Raw genomic sequence first — 19442 nt, forward strand, 5'->3', positions numbered from 1 at the left:
AAGGGGCCAGCACATTCAACATCGATGTCCACTGATCCGACGCCTTCGCTGGCAAGCCAGCTCCTACAGTGGGCGGTGGGTCAGGCGATATTGATGTCGCCTGGGATGGCCTCTTCGCTGGCAAGCCAGCTCCTACAGGGGTGGCGGCGGGTCGGGCATCAGAGATGCGCTCTGGGCTGGTGATCGAGGGGTCAGGCGCTGGCGGCCATGGCGTGCCGCCGATGATGAACTTCCAGCTGATCCTTGATCACCCGCAACACCTTGGCCTCGTGCTCATGGATGAAAAAGTGCCCGCCGGCCAGCATGTCCACGGAAAAACTGCCGCGGGTTTCCTTGCGCCAGCCGATCAATTGCTCGGTGGTGGCGCGGTCAGTCGTGCCGCCGAGCACGTGCACCGGGCACTTGAGCAACGGCCGCTGCACCGGTTCGAAACGCCCGCACAACAGGAAATCGGCGCGCAGCACTGGCAGCGTCAAGTTCATCAGCTCTTCATTGGCCAGGACTTCTTCGCTGGTGCCGTTGAGCGTGCGCAATTGCTCGATCAGCTCGGCATCGGTCTTTGGTTCTGCGAAACCCCGATCGTAGTCGGCCCGCATCGTCGGCGCAGCGGTGCCTGAAGCGAACAATGCCACCGGCTCCGGCAAGCCCAGCAAGCGCAAGGCATGGGCCATTTCACAAGCGAGCAATGCGCCCAGGCTATGGCCGAACACCGCATAGGGTGCCTTGAGCGTGGTTTTCTGTTCATGGGCCAGTTGCAGCGCCAGGCGCCGCATGTCGGTGTGCAAGGGTTCGCCAAACCGCGCGCCACGGCCCGGCAGCTCGACGGGCTGAAGCTTGAGCCACTGCGGCAACTTGCGCCGCCAGCGGCTATAGACCATGGCGCTCGCGCCTGAATAGGGCAGGCACAGCAATGTCAGCTGGGTCACCGGGCTTACCTCGATAGTTGTCTGTATAAGAGAACGGATGAGCGCCAGAGGAAATTAGTTGTACAAATCATCCTGTGGGAGCGGCGGTGCGACGATTCGACTTGCCCGCTTACAGGAGATTTTCGGTGAACACGAATTCGGGGAGCGACGCCGACCCCATGTAGGAGCCGGCTTGCCGGCGAAGACGGCGGCACATTCAGTAGAGATGTTTACTGACAGACCGCATTCGCTGGCAATCCAGCTCCTAACTTTGATCTCTATTTCAAATAACGATGGCTTTGGACTGCAGAACCGAGCACCACGGCCCCGGCCCCGATCGCCACCCAGAACCCGCTGCGGGCGCCAAAGGCATCCACCAGCCACCCCGAACTGGCCGCGCCGATCGCCACACCAATGCTCAACCCGGTCACCAGCCAGGTCAGGCCCTCGGTGAGCTTGGCCGGCGGTACGATTCGCTCCACCAACGCCATCGCTACAATCAGTGTCGGCGCGAAAAACAGCCCGGCCACGAACACCGCCAGCGACAACCCGAGAATGTTCGCCGCCAGCAGCAACGGCAAGGTGGTCACCGCCGTCGCCACCCCGCCATACAGGAACAACCGGGGCAACGGCACTTTCAAGCGCAACGCGCCGAACGCCAGCCCGGCCATGCACGAACCGACGGCATACACCGACAGCACAATGCTCGCCGCCGCCGGTTGCCCCTGCTGCTGGGCGAAGGCGACGCTGACCACATCGATCACGCCGACGATGGTGCCCATGGCGATCATCAACAGCACCAGCCATTGGATCTCGCTGGAACGAATGATCGAAGCCTGATGGTGTTCTTCATGGGGATGCACCGGCGGCTCGGTGGCGCGTTGCAGGACAAGCGCGGTGACTCCGAGCGCCAGCATCAGCAACGCCGCCAAGGGTCCGGCTTCGGGAAACGCCACCACGCACAACCCTACCGACAACGGCGGCCCGACGATAAAACAGACCTCGTCGAGCACCGACTCCAGGGCATAGGCGGTTTGCAGCTGGGGCTGACCGCGATACAACTCGGTCCAGCGGGCCCGCACCATCGCCGACATGCTCGGCATGCAACCGGCCAGCGCGGCGAACAGGAACAAGGTCCAGTTCGGCGCCTGCAGGCGGGTACAGAGCAACACCAGCAACAGCGCCCCGCCACCGACCAGCGCCGAGACCGGCAAAATGCGCCGCTGCCCGAAACGGTCCACCAGGCGTGAAACCTGCGGTGCGCAAAATGCCGTCGCCAGGGCAAACGTCGCGGCCACCGCACCCGCCAATCCGTACCCGCCCTGCAGTTGCGAGAGCATGGTGATCAGGCCGATGCCGGTCATGGAAATCGGCATGCGCGCGATCATCCCGGCCAGTACAAAAGCCCGGGCGCCAGGGGCTTTGAATAGCTCGCGGTAGGGGTTTGCCATGGGGTGCAGGTCTCGACAAGGGCCTGCAAGTTGCCATAAGGCCGATCGTGGGGGAAGCAGGTAATTGTTGGCTGAATGTGAACGCCTTGAAGATCAAAAGATCGCAGCCTGCGGCAGCGCCTGCTCCTTCACTTGCGTACCGCTGGATTGTGGAAAACGCCGGCCCTTGTAGGAGCCGGCTTGCTGGCGAAGGCGTCTTCATGGGCGCTGCAAGCCTCAAGGCCGCCTTCGCTGCGGTGCGGCGATCCGAAAAGCCAGCGCCTGCAGAGAGTCGGAATGCCAAAATTTTGTGAATAAACGCGGTCAATGCAAGCGCTGCCGCAGGCTGCGATCTTTTGATCTGCCGCTGAACTCTTGATGCATTTGCCCAGTCAGCTACTTAGGCCCTCAACTCAAGGTGCTGACATTTATGCAGCTTTCCCTCGACCAACAAGTCGCCCTGGTCACCGGCGCCAGTTCCGGCATCGGCGCCGCGGCTGCCAAGGCCTTGGCCGCTGCCGGTGCCGCAGTGGTGATCAACTACCATTCCCAGGCTGAACCCGCCGAAGCACTGGCCCGGCAGATCAATGATGAAGGTGGCCGCGCCATCGCCATCGGTGCCGACGTTTCCAAAGAGGACGACGTCGAACGACTGTTTGCGCAAACCCTTGACGCCTTCGGTTATCTGGACATTCTGGTGGCCAATTCCGGTATGCAGAAAGACGCCGCCACCGTCGACATGACCCTCGCCGACTGGAACCAGGTGATCGGTGTCAACCTCACCGGGCAGTTCCTCTGCGCCCGTGCCGCCCTGCGTATTTTCAACCGGCAAGGTGTTCGCGAAGGCGTGTCCCGGGCCGCCGGCAAGATCATCCACATGAGCTCGGTGCACCAGCGCATCCCCTGGGCCGGTCACGTCAACTACGCCGCGTCCAAAGGTGGCGTCGACATGCTGATGCAGACCCTGGCCCAGGAAGTCAGCCACCAGCGAATCCGCGTCAACGGCATCGCGCCGGGGGCGATTCGCACCGCGATCAACCGTTGCGAAACTGAAGGCGCCGCCGAGCGGGAACTGCTCAAGCTCATCCCTTACGGCCGGGTCGGCGAGGTCGAAGATATCGCCAGTGCGGTGGTCTTCCTCGCCTGCGATGCCTCCGACTACATCGTCGGCACCACCTTGTTCATCGACGGCGGCATGAGCCTCTATCCGGAGTTTCGCGGCAATGGCTGATCATCCTCTTGAACGACAAAGCGCCATCGACGCCCACGGCATCATCGGCGACATGCGCAGCGCGGCGCTGGTCAACGACCAGGGCAGCGTGGACTTTTTCTGCTGGCCGGAATTCGATAGTCCGTCGATCTTCTGCTCGCTGCTGGACACGCCCGAGGCGGGTATTTTCCAACTGGCGCCAGACCTGCCCGACGCCCGCCGCGAGCAGATTTACCTGCCGGACACCAACGTGCTGCAAACCCGCTGGCTCAGCGAGCACGCGGTGGTCGAGGTCACCGACCTGCTGCCCATCGGCGACAGCGAGGATGATCTGCCGGTGTTGATGCGGCGGGTGCGGGTGGTCAGTGGCCGGGTCACCTTTCATATGCGTTGCGCCGTGCGGCACGATTACGCCCGCGCCCAGACCCGTGCGCGCCTGGATGAACAACACGTGATCTTCGAGGCCAGCGATCAGCCATCCCTGCGCCTGACTTCGGATCAGCCGTTGCGCATTGATGGCAACGCGGCGGTTGCCGAATTCACCCTGGAACAGGACCAGCATGCCGAGTTCCTGCTCGGCGGCATCGACGATCCGCGTTTCAAGGAAGGAGGCGCCACCCTGTGCCTGGAGCGCACCCTGAAGTTCTGGCGCGACTGGTCCGGCCAATCCAATTACCGGGGGCGCTGGCGGGAAATGGTCAATCGCTCGGCCCTGGCCCTGAAGCTGCTGACCTCGCGCAAACACGGGGCAATCGTCGCTGCCGCCACCTTCGGTCTGCCGGAAACGCCTGGCGGCGAGCGCAACTGGGACTATCGCTACACCTGGATCCGCGATGCGTCATTTACCGTCTACGCCTTCATGCGCCTGGGATACGTCCAGGAAGCCAACGACTACATGCGCTGGTTGCGCGGGCGAGTCAGCGATTGCCACGGCAAGCCGATGAAAATCAACATCCTCTACGGCATCGACGGTCGCCAGGAGTTGCCGGAAACCGAACTGTCGCACCTGTCCGGCCATGGCGGCGCGGTGCCAGTGCGTATTGGCAATCAAGCTTATGATCAGATCCAGCTCGACATCTTCGGCGAACTGATGGACGCGGTGTACCTGGTCAATAAATACGGCGACGCCATCTCCCATGAGGGCTGGAAACACGCCGTGGAAGTGGTTGATCAAGTCTGCGAAACCTGGGAGCAAAAAGATGTGGGCATCTGGGAAATGCGCGGTGAGCAACATCACTTCCTGCACTCGCGGCTGATGTGCTGGGTAGCCCTGGACCGCGCCATCCGTCTCGCCTCCAAACGCTCGTTGCCCGCCCCGTTCGCTCGCTGGGACCAGACCCGCCAGGCGATCTACGCCGACATCTGGGAAAATTTCTGGAACGAGGAACGTGGGCACTTCGTCCAGCACATCGGCGGCACCGCCCTCGACGGTTCGATGCTGTTGATGCCGCTGGTGCGCTTCGTCAGCGCCAAGGATCCGCGCTGGCTGTCGACCCTGCAAGCCATTGAAAAAACCCTGGTACGCGACGGCATGGTCTACCGCTACCGCAACGAAGACAGCGGGATCGACGGCCTCGCCGGCACCGAAGGCGCGTTTGCCGCCTGCTCGTTCTGGTACGTCGAATGCCTGGCCCGGGCGGGTCAGGTGGAGAAGGCCCATCTGGAATTTGAACAACTGCTGAGGTTTGCCAATCCGCTGGGGTTGTATGCCGAAGAATTCGACAGCCATGCCCGGCACCTGGGCAACACACCGCAAGCGCTGACGCATCTGGCGCTGATCAGCGCGGCGTGTTTTCTCGATCGAAAATTGAGTGGGGAAAAGAATTACTGGCAGCCATAAGACCGCGTCGCCCCCTTCGCGAGCAAGCTCGCTCCCACATTAATCGCGAGTGAACACACGAGTTGAGAACACCTCGGAGCAAATGTGGGAGATTCTATGTTGCAGGGGAACCCTGCAACCTTAAATTCGGCTGGTATTCGCTTTGGTTTTTCATGAGTGCGAATGCCACCCGGCACAGCTTGCGGGCGAGAATGACCAGGGCTTGGGTTTTTGCCAAGCCTCTGGCCAGATAGGACTCATAATACGGTTTCCAGGTGGCGGAAGCCGAAGCCTGACGGTGGTTGAGGAGCACTGCAGGCGTCGGGCATAACATTCCCGAAGAAGCGCCCGACGCGACGGTCAAGGCATTACTGGATCTGCTTGAGCACTGACGGAAAAACGCTCGCGATAGGCCTGCGGCGTCACGCCCATGGCTCGCAGGAAACTGCGTCGGAGTGTCTCTTCACTGCCGAACCCGCACTGCATCGCCACCCGTTTGATCGGCACGCCGGTGTCGCTGAGCAAGCGCCGGGCGGTTTCGACCCGGATCAGTTCGATCGCCCGGGCCGGGGTCTGACCGGTGTCGGCGCGGTAGTGGCGCACGAAGCTGCGCTCGCTCATGCCGGCCTGCAGGGCCAGGGTCGGGATGCCGAGGTCCATGGTGAGGTTTTCGCTGATCCAGGCGTGAAGGTCGTCGAAACGGTTACCCTCCTTCTGCAAGGACAGGGTCACGCTGAACTGTGACTGGCCACCCGGACGCTTGAGGAATACCACCAGTTGCCGGGCGACTTCCAGGGCCATGCTGCGGCCGAGGTCTTCTTCGACCATGGCCAGCGCCAGGTCGATACCGGCAGTGACGCCGGCCGAGGTCCACACCGGCCCGTCGTTGATGAAGATCGGATTGGGTTCGACCCGCAAGCGTGGATGCTGCTGCGCCAACTGCTCGCAGCGGGTCCAGTGGGTCACCACCCGCCGGCCATCGAGCCAGCCGCTGGCCGCCAGCAAAAACGCCCCGGTACAGACCGATGACACCCGCCGACACCCCGCTGCATGTTCACGCACCCAAGCCACCAGCGACGCATCTTCCGCCGCGGCATAGACACCCCAGCCGCCAGCGATGACCAAGGTGTCACTGCCCCCATCGGGCAACTGTTCGGCCAGCAGCGCCAGCCCCGCGGACGACATCACCGCCCCACCGCCGCTGGCGATGACTGTCGGCGCATAGGGCGGCGGTAAACCTTTTTGGCCAGCAATGTCGTTGGCCGAGGCGAACACCTGCAACGGGCCGGTGACATCGAGCAGTTGCACCTTGGCAAAGGCGAGGACGCGGATGATTTTCGGCATTTTGGCGTAATTCGTGGGGTGATTGGCGTATGCGCCAAATCCTACGAGCCTAGAGTGAAGCCGTCCACCCACTTCAGGAGAAAAACATCATGACGTTGCAGATCGGTTTTCTGTTGTTCCCCCAGCTTCAGCAACTGGACCTGACCGGCCCATACGACGTGCTGGCCTCGCTGCCGGACGTGAAGGTGCATTTGATCTGGAAGAACCTGGTGCCGGTCACTGCGAGCACCGGCCTGGTGCTGAAACCGACCGTTACCTTCGACGATTGCCCGGCCCTGGATGTGATCTGCATTCCCGGCGGCAGCGGCGTCGGGCCGCTGATGGAGGATGACGAGACGCTGGACTTCATCAAGGCTCAGGCGGCTAATGCGCGTTATGTCACGTCGGTGTGCACCGGCGCGCTGGTGCTCGGCGCAGCGGGTCTGCTCAAGGGCAAGCGTGCCACGACTCACTGGGCCTATCACGACCTGCTCACACCCTTGGGCGCCATTGCGGTGAAGGACCGGGTCGTGCGCGACGGCAATCTGCTGACCGGTGGCGGGATCACCGCCGGGATCGATTTTGCCCTGACCCTCGCGGCTGAGTTGTTTGATGAGGACACGGCGCAACTGGTGCAGTTGCAGCTGGAATACGCGCCGGCACCGCCGTTTGCTTCGGGCAGTCCTGAAACGGCCCCGGGCAGCGTGCTGGAGCAAGCCCGGCAGCGGGCGGCCGATTCGTTGAAATTACGCGGCGAAATCACCGCACGAGCAGCCGCGAAGCTCGATCAGATGCCTGCACGCTGATCCATTCCGGCCGGCAGTCAGTCATGGCTGCCGGTGTTCCTGGGCCAGAGTGATGCACTGAGGACTTTCTGTCGGTCACAAAAAAACCCGCCGAAGCGGGTTTCTCAAGACCATACGACATCCTGTCTACGGCCATCCAGGCCTATGGTCGATCATCCGTGATCCTGAGTGCATCCTGCTACTCAGTTGATGGATCCAGAATAAGTGCATTGCCCAGGCATGAACAGAGGACATACCAGCACCCTGGTGTAAGCGATTGACCATTAAAGTCTAAAGTTCGCAGGGGCATTTCAAACGGACGAAAAAAAACCCGCCGAAGCGGGTTTCCCAAGACCATGGTCGACTCCCTGTCGGAAGCGTTCCTTGCGATGGTCGATCATCCGTGATCCTGAAGTACTTCCTGTGCTTCAGTTGATGAGGTGATAGTACGCTTCGGATCCAATCGGTAATAGACGACATCGTTACCATCGCGTGTAAGACATTCGCTATACCCACCCTGTCGAATAACCTTGAGCACTTCAAATAGCCACTTCAAATAGCGAGCATGGAAGCCGCGAGTTCCGCGACTTGCCGCTGACCTTGGGCAGCCAGGGCGTCCGGCACCAGCGCCCAGCGTTTCAACCAGGGTTCGAACATGCAGCGATCACTCTCCCTGATGTTCGCGAGCCTTGGCGGTGGTTTTCAGAAATTCTTCGATGTTGCTCATCTGCTCATCCCAGCCACGGCTGTCCATGCGGAATGCCTTGAGCCTGCGGCTCTGCGGTATGTGGTCAAACCCGGACTCGGTGACCTTGAGCAAGGTGCCCTCATCCATGTCCTCGAGCTCGAACTTCACCAATGTGGTGGGTTCCTGGGAATAATCGACGTCCGGTTCTACGGCATAGGGGTGCCAGCGAAACGAAAACACCCGCTCCGGCTCGACCCGCTCTACCAGTACATTCCACAGCAAGTGCTCATACCCGGGGTAGGTAATCTGCCCCTGGGTCCATTCGCCGGCGACAAAACGCTTGCCTTCCAGCGCCACGCCAAACCATTGGCCGAACGCTTCGGCATTGGCCAGCACACGCCACACGTGCGAACGCGGCGATTTGAGCAGGATCTTCCTTTCGATGCGATCTGATGCTGGATTCATAAGTCACCTCCTGTACTGAACAGTAGGCCTGTAAGACCACAAGACCACCCCTAAGTTGAATCAATCGGGCTGCGCAAGCAACCCTGTCTGTAGTATTCGGCTGCATTTACGGCGGTAAGTTCGCAATTTCCCTGCATTTCTCCCTTCAGCACAGGGGGTCTCTAGGGGTTGGCCATCTGCTTGGCTACACTGCGCTCTATTTCCATGCCCACAGCGAGAATCTTCATGCACCCACGCGTCCTTCTGGCGTTGACTCCTTTGCTGTTCGCCCCCCTTGCCCATGCCGCAGACTGCGACAATGCCGCGGATCAGGTATCGATGAACCAGTGCGCGGCGCAGCAGCACAAGGAGGCGGATAAGGAGTTGAATGCGCTTTACCAACAGATCACTGCGCGATTGAAGGCCAATCCCGAGAGCAAAAAGCTAATGGTGGGGGCGCAGCGAGCGTGGGTTTCGTTTCGGGATGCCGAATGCAGGTTTTCCGCCTCGGCGGTGGAAGGAGGCAGTGCTTATCCGCTGATCCACGGCAATTGCATCACTGACCTGACCAAGGCGCGGGTGGAGACGTTCAAGAATTACTTGAAGTGTCAGGAGGGGGATTTGGGGTGCCCGGTGCCTGGGCAGTAAGTTCTCGAGTGCTTTTGAGGACCTCTTCGCTGGCAAGCCAGCTCCTACAAGTTCTGCGTGATCTCTTGTAGGAGCCGGCTTGCCGGCGAAGGCGTCAGTGCAGTCGCCGCATCACCGGACAAATATCTGCGCAGTGGTGATCGCCATATCCCCACCCGGCAATTTGATGCTGCCGATCTGCTTCATGGTCTCGGGATCGAAGATCGCCACATCGTTGAACGTCCCGGCCAGGTAGATCTTGCTCCCGTCCTTGTTGAAGGAAATGCAGTAGTAGGAGTGATCCAGTGTCGCCGCCTGGAGCATTTTCTTCTGCTTGATGTCGTACTTGGCCAGACGGTTGAGTACGCCGAACATCAGGTTCGGATCCTTCGGTGAGCGCATGCCGCTGAAGTAGATTTCCGTCAGCGGGCCGAAGTCGGTGGTTTCGGTCTTGCCGGTTTTCAGGTCGATGCTGAACAGCCCGTAAAGGTACTCGGCGGTGGCCGGGTCCTGCTTTTTGTCCTTGAATTTCGCCGCGGTGTAGAGCAGCGAAAAATCATGTCGATACGTCTGCTGGTTCCACACGTAAAGCACGTCCGGCGCACTGTAGTTCGCGCGCTTCCAGTGACGGCTCGGAATCAGCACGTCGAACTTGCCGGTCTTGACATCGACCTTGTAGATATCCGCCCCCGCCACATACAGCGTGCCGTCGTCGCCACTCTGCATGATGGTCAACTGGCGGGGCGCAGGGAAACTGCGCAGCGGCTTGGCGTCCAGGCCGGCGTCGGTGGCGTAGACGTCCAGCCTCGGCTGTTGCACTTCGTAGCGATCGTTGAGCATCAGCGTCGGGTTGGCGATGGTGAACAATTCCTTGCCGTCGTGACTGACGGTGAAGGCGAACATGGACCTGGCTTTTTCCCCCGGCTTTTGGGTGATGCTGGCGTGGAACACCTGCTTGCAGCTGTCCAGTTCGACGCCGTAGACATCGGCGTAATGATTGTTCAGCACGTAGGCGGTCTTGCGGTCCGGCGACAACTGCACGCTGCCGGGACCAAAGGCGTCGGGCATCTTGCAGGTCTTGAACAGGGTGTCCGTGGCCAGGTCGATCACGTGCAGGTTGTTCGGGTAATTGGTGGTCACCATGTACTCGTGACCGGTTTCGAGCGCAGTGTTTTCATCCGCCAGAACGCTGAGCGAACAGGCGCTCAGGACGGCGAACGCGGCCAGGCCGCAGGCTTTGATGCTGTGCATGGGGAATCCTTCTTATCTGTCCGGCTGCTTTCTATGGACGATCATTTGTCTTTTGGAAAGACAGTCCCGAGGTTGCGCCAATTGTCGTTGGACGCCTGGGCATCCTTGTTCCAGTCCGGGTAGGTGCTCATCATGTCGGGCACCTGGGCCGGCCACCAGCAAGGGTCGGAGCAGCCATACAGGTCGGCTTCCATCGGCTGGCACAGCGACGACACGCCGCCAAAGGCGTCGATTTCCCAGCCCGGGTCGGTGGTCGAGGCACAACCGGCGACGGAACTCATCGCCACCACTTCTTCGATGCGGTTTTCGGCCGCGGCCTCGTCGAGTTTCAGCGCCTTGTTATTGATTGCCTTGAGATGTTTCATATCAGTGAGCCTTGCGCGGAGTGATGTAGCTGCTGATAAACGCAGGGTTGTGGGCCATGATCCGGGTGTAGACCTCGATGCCGAAGTCGACCCAGTCACGCATCAGTTCGCAGTAGTGATAGGTCGGGTGGGTCGGGTCGCCGTAACGGGCGTAACTCTCGTGGTAGCAGCCGCCGGAGCACAGGTTGCGGATCTGGCAGTCTTCGCAGCCGGTGTTGCTGCGGTCCAGGCGCTGGGACAGGAAGTCGTTCAGCTCGACCTGTTTCACACCGCTGTGGACGTTGCCGAAGGTCGGCAACGATGACCCGGTAAAGCGGTGGCACAGGTTCAGCTCGCCCTTGTGATCCACCGCCAGCATCTTCAGGCCCGCGCCGCAGGGCAGGGCTTTCTTGTGGCCTTCGTGGATGTCGGTGATCAGTTGGTGCAGGTTGGAGAACCCGATGTTGCGGTGCTCCAGTGCCGCTTCCAGGTAACGCCGACCGAGCCTCTTCATGCTGGCGAAGACCTCGATCAGTTCGTCGCTGGAGAGGTTGAAGGTACTGATGTCGCCGGAGGTCACCGGGGCAAACCCGACCTCGGCAAACCCCAGTTCGTTGAACAGGTGATCCCAGATGGTTTCGACGTCGGTGACGCCGGTGGTCAAGGTCACCCGCGCACCGACCGGGCGGCTGTTGTAGCGCGACAGCAGCATCTCGGCCTTGCGCCGCACCACGTCATACGTGCCCTGCCCGCCCACGGTGATGCGGTTGCGGTCATGCACGGTTTTTGGTCCGTCGATGCTGACCGAGAGCCCGAACCGGTGGGCATTCAGGTAGTCCACGGTCTCCTCGGTAAGCAACGTGGCGTTGGTGGTCATCACGAATTCGACGAACTTGCCCGCCTCGCGGAACCGCTTTTCACAATAGTCGACCATGTACTCGATCAGCTTGCGATTGCTCAGCGGCTCGCCACCGAAGAAGACCACGGTGAAACGCTCTTCATCCGGGGATTCGCGCAGCAGCATTTCCACCGACGCGACCGCAGTATCGATGTCCATTTTCTTGCCGGCCGAGGGCTTGTCGAGGTCTTCCTTGTAGCAGTAGGTGCAGCTCAGGTTGCAGCCGGTGTTGACGTTGAGCACCACGGTATTGATCGCCGTGCGCTCGACCCGCTTGGTGCCGATGTCCGGGGTCAGCGGCGAGCCGTCGCTGACCAGTTCCAGGGACATCAACTCGCGCAGGGTCTCGGTGATTTCTTCACCGTTGAAGCGCGCGGCCAAGCGCTGGATCAGGTCGTCCGAGGTACAGCCTGGGCCGCGCAAGGTGTCGATGATGGTGCCCGTCAGCTCATCGCTGGCGAACAGCGAACTGCTGGGGATGTGGAACAGCATGCGGTCGGCGTCGACGTGCACTTCGTGCAGGTTGCGTTCGACCAGATTCAAGATAGCGCCCATTGCAAACCTCCTGTGCAACCCCCGTTTGACGGGGCTTGCGGTCATTCCGAAAAGTGTCTGAAAACCGATGGAATCGGCCAACTCATGGAATGGGTGGATTGTTCCAGCGTTGCACGGTGACGATCATCTGGCCTTCGCCGGTCAGGGATTTCCCTGCGTCGTCGACAGCGGCGATCACCTTGAGGTTGCCGGCATTGTTGGTGGACATTTTGCGTTGCGGGTTCGGTCCGGCATCGCCCGGTGTGAACACGCCGGCGTCAGCCTGCATGGTGCCGGCAAACTTGACGTCTTCATCTTCCCTGGCCCGATCGTCGAAGGCTTCGACCGACCACTGCGCCGGGAACACGCCGATACGGAACGGCTTGCCATCGGTGCCCTTGCCCCAGGCTTCGGCATCGAACCTGCCCTGGACTTTCGGCGTCGAGCCACCGCCGTCCCCGACTCGCGCCACCGAGAATGCGGGCACGACCTTGACTTGGGCAATCTTGCTGTAGACCGACAGGGTCGCGCCTTTCAGCGTGCCGACGGTGACGTTGCGCAGGCCTGGCTGGGCATTGGCAGCGGCCTTGAGCCTGACTTTTATCCGTTCCGGGGTCTGCTCGACGACTTCGACCACTGTCACACCTTTGCCAAAGTCTGGCTTGCCGGTGAGACCGCTGCCGATCAGGGTGACTTCAGTCTCGGCGCCAGCCTTCAGGTAACCCGGCTGCACCGCCAGCAAACGACTGCTGCCCTGCTTGGCGGCGACAAAGTCGAGACCGCGCTCATCGTGCTCGGCCTCGAACATCCGGCCCTGCATCGCGTTGCCTTGGGCGGCGAACACCTGGCGCATGGTCACGCCGTCGATGGTCACGTTGCCACGCCATTCGTAGCCGGTGTAGAGAATCGCGCTGCCGTCGCCGTTGAACGGGCTGCCGTCGGCGTATTGGCCTTTGACGCTGACCTTGAACGTGTCTCCCGCATCGGCGGTGACGCTCATCACCCCCGCCAGCTCGCCTTTGCCTGGCAAGTGGCCACTGAAGCTCCAGTCGCCCACCAACGTCTCGGCTTTCGGCGCGCCGGCCTGCCATTTTTTCCAGGCCGGGTTGTCCAGCGGATAACGCTTGGCCAACAGCGGCACCATTTCCTTGCGGGCCAGGTCGAACCAGTCGCGGTCACGGGACAGGGCCTGGTATTCCAGGGACGGCCATTGGCCGAGATGGAAATTCACCAGACGCTCCCATTCCTGGGCCGGACGCCGTTGCAGGGCAACCCGCGCACCGGAGTGGCAGCGGCCGCACATCTGGCTGGTCTGGTCGTCGAATTTCTCGACGGTATTGAGCCGCCGCTCCAGCGCATAACGTACGCCGTCGGTCTCGCTTGGCGCCAGGCCTTGGGTGTCGGCCAGGTATTTGACCAGGGTGCGGCGGTCGTCATCGCTGATCTGCAAACCGTGCATGGTTTGCATCCGGGCGATGCTCATCAGCCAGCCTTCCGGGGTCTTGCGCTGGTGACTGATACGGCTCAGGGCATTGTCGGCTTCGGGGGTATGACAGCCCTGACAGGTTTCCTTGAGGATGGTCTGGGCGTCGCGAGCTGCCAGGCTGTAGGGCGAATGCAGCGCCACACAGGCCGCCAATGCCAGCAAGCTGGCGCTCAGGCCTGATCGGAGTTTTCTCTTCATCAACGTCGAACCTCGCACGGTGCTTTCTTATTTTTGTGGCTTCTCGTTTTTATGGTTTCTGCCGTCGGCGGCGGACCGCTGACGGAGGCAAGAGAAACGTCTGAGATGAGCAATACACGGAGCGTGCCAGCTTACCGATAACCTTTTCTATCAAGCAGTTACGTGAGGACAAGGCCTGCGAGTCGCGGCTGGACGAGATCGACGGCGTCTAATATCGCGACAGGTGTAGCACTCTGAGACAGCATAGTTGCCGCCGCCGGAACAGTTCATCGACCGACGATTGACGACAACCCGGCGCAGGTGCGAAATGGGTATTCACCGATTGCCGACAGGGGATACAAAATGGCAAGCATCACTGTCCTGGCGGGGGACTTTCTGCAGGGTGATGGAGAGTACAGGGACGGCGTTTTCACCCTCAGGACGGCGCTTCACCCGTGGCCCGGCATTACCCTGGCGCTCTCTTCATTCAAGAGCGTAGAAGTGGCCAACGAGGGCTCGATCAACAACATCAAGGATGCCATCGGCTTCGGCGTCGCCGGCGCCATGCTGCTCGGTCCCATCGGGGCCATTGCCGGTTTCATGTTGGCCGGCAAGGAAACCGAAGTGACTTTTCTGGCGACACTCAAGGATGACAGGAAGCTGCTCGCTGCCGTGAATGGCAGCACCTATGATGAGATTTACCGGCAGTTTTCCAGCTGATCGATCAGCGCAGGCCGCACCGGATCCCGACGGTGCGGCCTGACGCCCATTCAGATGCTATAGGTGGGGTGAATGCTTTTGTGCGCCTCGATTTCCTGTCGCAGTTCCGCCACCAGCGAGGCGATGGCATGGGGACTGTCCAGTGTCCACAGGGGCACATGGGTCGCCACCAGGTCCACTTGGCCAGTCATGCAGTCGCAGACCCGAATAGTCAGGGACTGGTCTGCCTCCATGACGCACGTGCACACGGCGGGCAGCATTTGGTGTTCGATGATGTTTTGAATTTCCAGGGTTGAAAGGAACATTACTACCTCCCTCGCGCCAGATAGGTTGCCGGATGAACGGTTCGTCATTTCATCCACCGAGCCAGAAAATTCTATTCCTCAATAATGAGACCCTCAAGGTCGCAACCCGGTTGCTCGTCGTCTCATATTGTCGCAATTTGCAACAGTCCCGCCGCCCCTCGATCCCTTTGAGTGCCCCTGAACCCCGCCGACAAAGGGCGGCCTGGCACTTTGCGGGCACTTGGCACAGCCATTGCGAAAGCGCTGTTCTCACGAACAACAAGAGGCCTCGCCATGTCCCTCCCCTATCTGCTTCCCGCCACCTCGGCATTCATCCAGCGCGCCCCGCGCATGCTTATCGGCGGTGACTGGGTCGAAGCCGCCGACGGTCAGACCATGCCCCTGCACAACCCGGCCACCGGCGAAGTGCTGTGCGTGGTGCCACGGGCCACACCTGAAGATGTCGACCGCGCCGTACTTGCCGCCCGCCAGGCGTTCGACGATTCGGCCTGGACCCGCACCCGGCCGCGGGAGCGGCAGAACCTGCTGTGGAAACTCGCCGACCTGATGGAGCGCGACGCCGAACTGCTGGCGCAACTGGAATGCCTGAACAACGGCAAAAGTGCCGCGGTGGCCCAGGTCATGGACGTGCAGCTGTCCATCGACTTCCTGCGCTACATGGCCGGCTGGGCGACCAAGATCGAAGGTTCCAGCGTCGAAGTGTCGATGCCGTTGATGCCCAACGATCAGTTCCACAGTTTCATCCGTCGCGAAGCCGTGGGCGTGGTCGGCGCGATCGTCGCCTGGAACTTCCCGCTGCTGCTGGCCTGCTGGAAACTCGGCCCGGCCCTGGCCACCGGCTGCACCGTGGTGCTCAAGCCCGCCGACGAAACCCCGTTGACCGCGCTCAAGCTGGCCGAACTGGTGCTGGAAGCCGGTTATCCCGAAGGCGTATTCAACGTGGTGACCGGCACGGGCATCACTGCAGGTTCGGCGCTGACCCACAACCCGCTGGTGGACAAGCTGACCTTCACCGGTTCCACCGCCGTGGGCAAGCAGATCGGCAAGATCGCGATGGACTCCATGACCCGGGTTACCCTGGAACTGGGCGGCAAATCCCCTACCATCGTCATGGCCGATGCCGACCTCAAGACCGCCGCCGCGGGCGCCGCCAGCGCGATTTTCTTCAATCAGGGCCAGGTGTGCTGTGCCGGGTCCAGGCTGTATGTGCAGCGCAAGCACTTCGACAATGTCGTGGCGGACATCGCCGACATCGCCAACGCCATGAAGCTCGGCAACGGCCTGGACCCGAGCGTCGAGATGGGGCCGTTGATCTCGGCGCGCCAGCAGGAGCGGGTTTACCGTTACATCGAAATGGGCCGGGAAAGTGGCGCGACCATCGCCTGCGGCGGCGAGCAGTTCGGGCCGGGGTTCTTCGTCAAGCCGACGGTGATTGTCGATGTCGATCAGAAGCACTCGCTGGTGCAGGAAGAAATCTTCGGCCCGGTGCTGGTGGCGATTCCGTTCGACGACGAAGCCGATGCGTTGCGCATGGCCAATGACAGCCCCTACGGGTTGGGCGCGAGCGTCTGGTCCAATGACCTGGCGGCGGTCCACCGGATGATTCCGCGGATCAAGTCGGGTTCGGTGTGGGTCAACTGTCACAGTGCCCTGGACCCGGCGCTGCCGTTCGGCGGGTACAAGATGTCGGGGGTCGGGCGAGAGATGGGGTATGCGGCGATCGAGCATTACACCGAGTTGAAGTCGGTGTTGATCAAGCTGTGACCCGCTATCCGAGGGAATGGCAACGATAACGCGTTCGACCTGAGCGAACGCGGCCCTCTGTAGGAGCGAGCTTGCTCGCGATGGTCTCAATGGCGACGCGTTTATTCAGGATGAACGCGTTATCGTTGACGTCCTTCGCGAGCAAGCTCGCTCCTACAGGGGGGGCGAGTTTGTTCAGGAATAACGCGTCAGAACGGCAGTTTCATCCCCGGTGGCAGTTGCATGCCCGCGGTCATGTTGCCCATCTTGTCCTGGCTGTTGGCTTCGATCTTGCGCACGGCATCGTTGACGGCGGCGGCGAATACCGCTTCCAGCATTTCCTTGTCGTCTTCGCTCAAGCCTTCGACCAGGCTTGGGTCGATGGTCACGCGCTTGACGTCGTGACGACCGGTCATGACCACGGTGACCATGTCGCCGCCGGCTTTACCGATCACTTCGGCGTTGGCCAGTTCTTCCTGCATCTTGGCCATTTTTTCCTGCATCTGCTGCGCCTGCTTCATCAGGCCGGCCATGCCACCCTTCATCATGGTAATCACCTCAAAGTACTTGGATAAAAACAGTGTCCAGCCGTTGGGGCCAAACGCCTTCAGTTATTAGCCCTGACTGACCAGGGCGTCGACAGGTTCAATAGTATCGTTACGGACCACCGCACCGAACTGCTGCATCATTTGCTGGATGAACGGATCACCATGGATCGATTCCTCGGCCTCGCGCTGACGATTGACACGACGGCGGGACGCGGCCTGGGCTGGCGTTTCCTGCTCGGGCTTGATCAGCTCCATGCTCAGGCTCAGCGTGCGCCCGTGATGTTGGTTCAGCGCATCGTTGAGACGACGTTGCTGGGTCGCGTTGAACAAGGCGCTGTGGGCCGGGTCCAGGTGCAACAGCCAGTTGTCGCCATCGACCGCGATCAGGGTGCAGTTGGCGGCGATGCTACCGGTCATGCCGGAGATCGGCAATTTCGGGAACAGCTCCAGCCACTGCAGGGCCAGGCCGGTCGCCGGCATGGCGGCCGGTTCCGGTTCGGGCTCCGGAGCCGGCTCGGCGGCATGCTCGCTGGCCAGCTCGTCCAGGTAACTGTAGGACGAATCGATGTCCGGCTCGATGTAATCCTCGTCCAGCGGCGGCTCGTCGTCCTGGTCCATGCCCGGCGTCGCAGCCTCGACTTCGCTCACGGAGGGTTCCGGGATCGGCGCAGCGGCCCACTCCGGGGCGTCCGGCACGACGCTGTCGGGCGTCGGTAGTGGCATCGGCGGCAATTCGGGTTGTTCAGCAGCCGTTTCCAGAACCGGTTCGACCGCGGGCTGCTGGACGACTTCAGGTTCTACCGGGTCGTTCCAAGGCAGGTCGACGACCGCCTCGACCGCTACCGCCTCAATAATCGGCTCCGGCACAACGATCGGTGCAACGGCTGCCTGCACCGGAGCTGGAGCTGGAGCTGGAGCTGGAGCAACTACCGGCGCAACCGGCGCAGAGACGACTGGTGCAACTGCCACAGCCGCTACCGGCGCAACCACTCGCGCGGCAGCCACTGAATGGGCGGAATCAACTGTGGCCTGGCTGATCCCTACTGTCTTTAGCGGCTGCCTCGGGGCGTCGGCGGTGTCTGCCGGCCGGAACGCGAGCATGCGCAGCAGGACCATTTCGAAACCACCCCGGGGGTCCGGCGCCAGCGGCAAATCGCGGCGACCGATCAGGCCCATCTGGTAGTAGAACTGCACGTCTTCGGCAGGCAGTGCCTGGGCCAGTGCCAACACCCGATCGCGGTCGCCGTGACCGTTGTCGACGCCTTCAGGCAAGGCCTGGGCAATAGCGACGCGGTGTAGCACGTTGAGAATTTCCGAGAGCACGCCGTTCCAGTCCGGGCCTTGTTCAGCCAGGTGACGCACGGCTTCGAGCAACGCCTTGGCGTCGCCCTCGATCAGCGCATGCAAAACGTCGTAGACCTGGCCGTGATCGAGCGTGCCGAGCATCGCCCGCACGTCGGCGGCCATGACCTTGCCTTCACCAAACGCGATCGCCTGGTCGGTCAGGCTCATGGCATCGCGCATCGACCCATCGGCGGCGCGGCCCAGCAGCCACAGCGCATCGTCTTCGAACGGCACGTTCTCGACACTCAACACGTGGGTCAAATGCTCGACCACGCGCTCCGGCGTCATGTTTTTCAGGGAGAACTGCAGGCATCGCGACAGAATCGTTGCAGGAAGTTTCTGCGGGTCGGTGGTGGCCAGGATGAACTTGACGTAGGGCGGCGGCTCTTCGAGGGTTTTCAACAGCGCATTGAAGGAATGGCTGGACAGCATGTGCACTTCGTCGATCAGGTAGACCTTGAAGCGCCCGCGACTCGGGGCGTACTGCACATTGTCGAGCAGCTCGCGGGTGTCTTCGACCTTGGTCCGGCTCGCGGCGTCGATCTCGATCAGGTCGACGAAACGGCCTTCATCGATCTCACGGCACACCGAGCACTCGCCGCAAGGCGTCGACGTGATACCTGTTTCACAGTTCAGGCATTTGGCGATGATCCGCGCGATGGTGGTCTTGCCCACGCCGCGGGTACCGGTGAACAGATAGGCATGGTGCAGCCGCTGGCTGTCCAAGGCATTGATCAGAGCCTTGAGCACATGGGTCTGGCCGACCATTTCGCCGAACGAGCGCGGACGCCATTTACGTGCAAGAACCTGATAACTCATCGAAAACCGTCGCAACTAAGGAACAGAAGCGGCTAATGCTAG

At 61.4% G+C, this 19442-nt stretch carries 17 protein-coding genes and 1 pseudogene; 6 read left to right on the top strand and 12 right to left on the bottom strand.

Features of this window, described 5'->3' with window-relative positions; genetic code table 11:
* Nucleotides 1–191 precede the first annotated feature (191 nt).
* Both ELQ88_RS24400 and ELQ88_RS24405 read right to left on the bottom strand, forming a co-directional pair.
* Nucleotides 192–926: an alpha/beta fold hydrolase gene (locus ELQ88_RS24400; protein ID WP_138968314.1), complete on the bottom strand. Its 735-nt coding sequence runs from the start codon at nucleotides 924–926 to the stop codon at nucleotides 192–194.
* 257 nt (nucleotides 927–1183) lie between these two features.
* A complete protein-coding gene (locus ELQ88_RS24405; protein ID WP_138968316.1) occupies nucleotides 1184–2356 on the bottom strand; it encodes an MFS transporter in 1173 nt (390 codons plus the stop codon).
* Between the two features lie 409 nt (nucleotides 2357–2765).
* On the opposite strand from ELQ88_RS24405, the gene ELQ88_RS24410 reads away from it, so the two are divergent.
* Together ELQ88_RS24410 and ELQ88_RS24415 are read left to right on the top strand one after the other, a co-directional pair.
* Nucleotides 2766–3566, top strand: coding sequence for an SDR family oxidoreductase (locus ELQ88_RS24410; protein ID WP_138968318.1), 801 nt, complete (start codon nucleotides 2766–2768; stop codon nucleotides 3564–3566).
* Entirely contained in the window at nucleotides 3559–5385 is a 1827-nt protein-coding gene (locus ELQ88_RS24415) for a glycoside hydrolase family 15 protein (protein WP_138968320.1), read from the top strand. Before ELQ88_RS24410 ends, ELQ88_RS24415 begins: the two co-directional genes overlap by 8 nt.
* A 94-nt stretch (nucleotides 5386–5479) precedes the next feature.
* Here ELQ88_RS24415 and ELQ88_RS34815 read toward each other — a convergent pair.
* Both ELQ88_RS34815 and ELQ88_RS24425 read right to left on the bottom strand, forming a co-directional pair.
* Nucleotides 5480–5641, bottom strand: a pseudogene (locus ELQ88_RS34815) (IS110 family transposase); the annotation flags it as partial.
* An 83-nt stretch (nucleotides 5642–5724) separates the two neighbouring features.
* Nucleotides 5725–6708: a GlxA family transcriptional regulator gene (locus ELQ88_RS24425; RefSeq protein WP_138968321.1), complete on the bottom strand. Its 984-nt coding sequence runs from the start codon at nucleotides 6706–6708 to the stop codon at nucleotides 5725–5727.
* An 89-nt stretch (nucleotides 6709–6797) separates the two neighbouring features.
* Here ELQ88_RS24425 and inhA point away from each other — a divergent pair, with 89 nt between their 5' ends.
* Nucleotides 6798–7493 carry an isonitrile hydratase gene (gene inhA, locus ELQ88_RS24430; protein ID WP_138968323.1) on the top strand — a complete coding sequence of 232 codons (696 nt, stop codon included), beginning with the start codon at nucleotides 6798–6800 and terminating at the stop codon, nucleotides 7491–7493.
* A 643-nt stretch (nucleotides 7494–8136) separates the two neighbouring features.
* Here the strand turns inward: inhA and ELQ88_RS24435 are convergent.
* Nucleotides 8137–8625, bottom strand: coding sequence for an SRPBCC family protein (locus ELQ88_RS24435; protein WP_128871268.1), 489 nt, complete (start codon nucleotides 8623–8625; stop codon nucleotides 8137–8139).
* A 225-nt stretch (nucleotides 8626–8850) separates the two neighbouring features.
* On the opposite strand from ELQ88_RS24435, the gene ELQ88_RS24440 reads away from it, so the two are divergent.
* Nucleotides 8851–9252 carry a lysozyme inhibitor LprI family protein gene (locus ELQ88_RS24440; RefSeq protein WP_138968325.1) on the top strand — a complete coding sequence of 134 codons (402 nt, stop codon included), beginning with the start codon at nucleotides 8851–8853 and terminating at the stop codon, nucleotides 9250–9252.
* 111 nt (nucleotides 9253–9363) lie between these two features.
* Here the strand turns inward: ELQ88_RS24440 and peaD are convergent, their stop codons facing one another.
* The 4 genes from peaD to peaA form a co-directional block, all read right to left on the bottom strand.
* Nucleotides 9364–10482: a quinohemoprotein amine dehydrogenase subunit beta gene (gene peaD, locus ELQ88_RS24445; protein ID WP_128871270.1), complete on the bottom strand. Its 1119-nt coding sequence runs from the start codon at nucleotides 10480–10482 to the stop codon at nucleotides 9364–9366.
* A 41-nt stretch (nucleotides 10483–10523) separates the two neighbouring features.
* Nucleotides 10524–10847, bottom strand: coding sequence for a quinohemoprotein amine dehydrogenase subunit gamma (gene qhpC / locus ELQ88_RS24450; RefSeq protein WP_008027961.1), 324 nt, complete (start codon nucleotides 10845–10847; stop codon nucleotides 10524–10526).
* A gap of 1 nt (nucleotide 10848) precedes the next feature.
* Nucleotides 10849–12279 carry a quinohemoprotein amine dehydrogenase maturation protein gene (gene peaB / locus ELQ88_RS24455; RefSeq protein WP_128871271.1) on the bottom strand — a complete coding sequence of 477 codons (1431 nt, stop codon included), beginning with the start codon at nucleotides 12277–12279 and terminating at the stop codon, nucleotides 10849–10851.
* Nucleotides 12280–12361: 82 nt separating this feature from the next.
* Entirely contained in the window at nucleotides 12362–13942 is a 1581-nt protein-coding gene (gene peaA / locus ELQ88_RS24460; RefSeq protein WP_138968327.1) for a quinohemoprotein amine dehydrogenase subunit alpha, read from the bottom strand.
* 342 nt (nucleotides 13943–14284) lie between these two features.
* Here peaA and ELQ88_RS24465 point away from each other — a divergent pair, with 342 nt between their 5' ends.
* The gene (locus ELQ88_RS24465; RefSeq protein ID WP_128871273.1) at nucleotides 14285–14641 is read left to right on the top strand and encodes a hypothetical protein; all 357 of its coding nucleotides are present in this window, start codon (nucleotides 14285–14287) and stop codon (nucleotides 14639–14641) included.
* Nucleotides 14642–14691: 50 nt separating this feature from the next.
* On the opposite strand, the gene ELQ88_RS24470 is transcribed toward ELQ88_RS24465, so the two are convergent.
* Nucleotides 14692–14946 carry a DUF1652 domain-containing protein gene (locus tag ELQ88_RS24470; RefSeq protein ID WP_138968329.1) on the bottom strand — a complete coding sequence of 85 codons (255 nt, stop codon included), beginning with the start codon at nucleotides 14944–14946 and terminating at the stop codon, nucleotides 14692–14694.
* Nucleotides 14947–15219: 273 nt separating this feature from the next.
* On the opposite strand from ELQ88_RS24470, the gene ELQ88_RS24475 reads away from it, so the two are divergent.
* Nucleotides 15220–16710, top strand: a complete 1491-nt coding sequence (locus tag ELQ88_RS24475) for an aldehyde dehydrogenase family protein (RefSeq protein ID WP_138968331.1) — start codon at nucleotides 15220–15222, stop codon at nucleotides 16708–16710.
* Between the two features lie 188 nt (nucleotides 16711–16898).
* On the opposite strand, the gene ELQ88_RS24480 is transcribed toward ELQ88_RS24475, so the two are convergent.
* Both ELQ88_RS24480 and dnaX read right to left on the bottom strand, forming a co-directional pair.
* Entirely contained in the window at nucleotides 16899–17237 is a 339-nt protein-coding gene (locus ELQ88_RS24480; protein ID WP_128871276.1) for a YbaB/EbfC family nucleoid-associated protein, read from the bottom strand.
* 66 nt (nucleotides 17238–17303) lie between these two features.
* Nucleotides 17304–19400 carry a DNA polymerase III subunit gamma/tau gene (dnaX, locus tag ELQ88_RS24485; protein WP_138968333.1) on the bottom strand — a complete coding sequence of 699 codons (2097 nt, stop codon included), beginning with the start codon at nucleotides 19398–19400 and terminating at the stop codon, nucleotides 17304–17306.
* Between the last annotated feature and the right edge of the window lie 42 nt (nucleotides 19401–19442).

Origin of the sequence: Pseudomonas sp. MPC6 (assembly GCF_006094435.1) — a bacterium.
GTDB lineage: Bacteria > Pseudomonadota > Gammaproteobacteria > Pseudomonadales > Pseudomonadaceae > Aquipseudomonas.

Bases quoted from the DNA above. Each gene is read 5' to 3' on its own strand.
- ELQ88_RS24415 (WP_138968320.1), top strand. From the start codon at position 3,559: ATGGCTGATCATCCTCTTGAACGACAAAGCGCCATCGACGCCCACGGC.
- ELQ88_RS24470 (WP_138968329.1), bottom strand. From the start codon at position 14,946: ATGTTCCTTTCAACCCTGGAAATTCAAAACATCATCGAACACCAAATG.
- qhpC (WP_008027961.1), bottom strand. From the start codon at position 10,847: ATGAAACATCTCAAGGCAATCAATAACAAGGCGCTGAAACTCGACGAG.
- inhA (WP_138968323.1), top strand. From the start codon at position 6,798: ATGACGTTGCAGATCGGTTTTCTGTTGTTCCCCCAGCTTCAGCAACTG.
- peaD (WP_128871270.1), bottom strand. From the start codon at position 10,482: ATGCACAGCATCAAAGCCTGCGGCCTGGCCGCGTTCGCCGTCCTGAGC.
- ELQ88_RS24425 (WP_138968321.1), bottom strand. From the start codon at position 6,708: ATGCCGAAAATCATCCGCGTCCTCGCCTTTGCCAAGGTGCAACTGCTC.
- ELQ88_RS24410 (WP_138968318.1), top strand. From the start codon at position 2,766: ATGCAGCTTTCCCTCGACCAACAAGTCGCCCTGGTCACCGGCGCCAGT.
- peaA (WP_138968327.1), bottom strand. From the start codon at position 13,942: ATGAAGAGAAAACTCCGATCAGGCCTGAGCGCCAGCTTGCTGGCATTG.
- dnaX (WP_138968333.1), bottom strand. From the start codon at position 19,400: ATGAGTTATCAGGTTCTTGCACGTAAATGGCGTCCGCGCTCGTTCGGC.
- ELQ88_RS24480 (WP_128871276.1), bottom strand. From the start codon at position 17,237: ATGATGAAGGGTGGCATGGCCGGCCTGATGAAGCAGGCGCAGCAGATG.
- ELQ88_RS24465 (WP_128871273.1), top strand. From the start codon at position 14,285: ATGGCAAGCATCACTGTCCTGGCGGGGGACTTTCTGCAGGGTGATGGA.
- ELQ88_RS24405 (WP_138968316.1), bottom strand. From the start codon at position 2,356: ATGGCAAACCCCTACCGCGAGCTATTCAAAGCCCCTGGCGCCCGGGCT.
- ELQ88_RS24435 (WP_128871268.1), bottom strand. From the start codon at position 8,625: ATGAATCCAGCATCAGATCGCATCGAAAGGAAGATCCTGCTCAAATCG.
- peaB (WP_128871271.1), bottom strand. From the start codon at position 12,279: ATGGGCGCTATCTTGAATCTGGTCGAACGCAACCTGCACGAAGTGCAC.
- ELQ88_RS24440 (WP_138968325.1), top strand. From the start codon at position 8,851: ATGCACCCACGCGTCCTTCTGGCGTTGACTCCTTTGCTGTTCGCCCCC.
- ELQ88_RS24475 (WP_138968331.1), top strand. From the start codon at position 15,220: ATGTCCCTCCCCTATCTGCTTCCCGCCACCTCGGCATTCATCCAGCGC.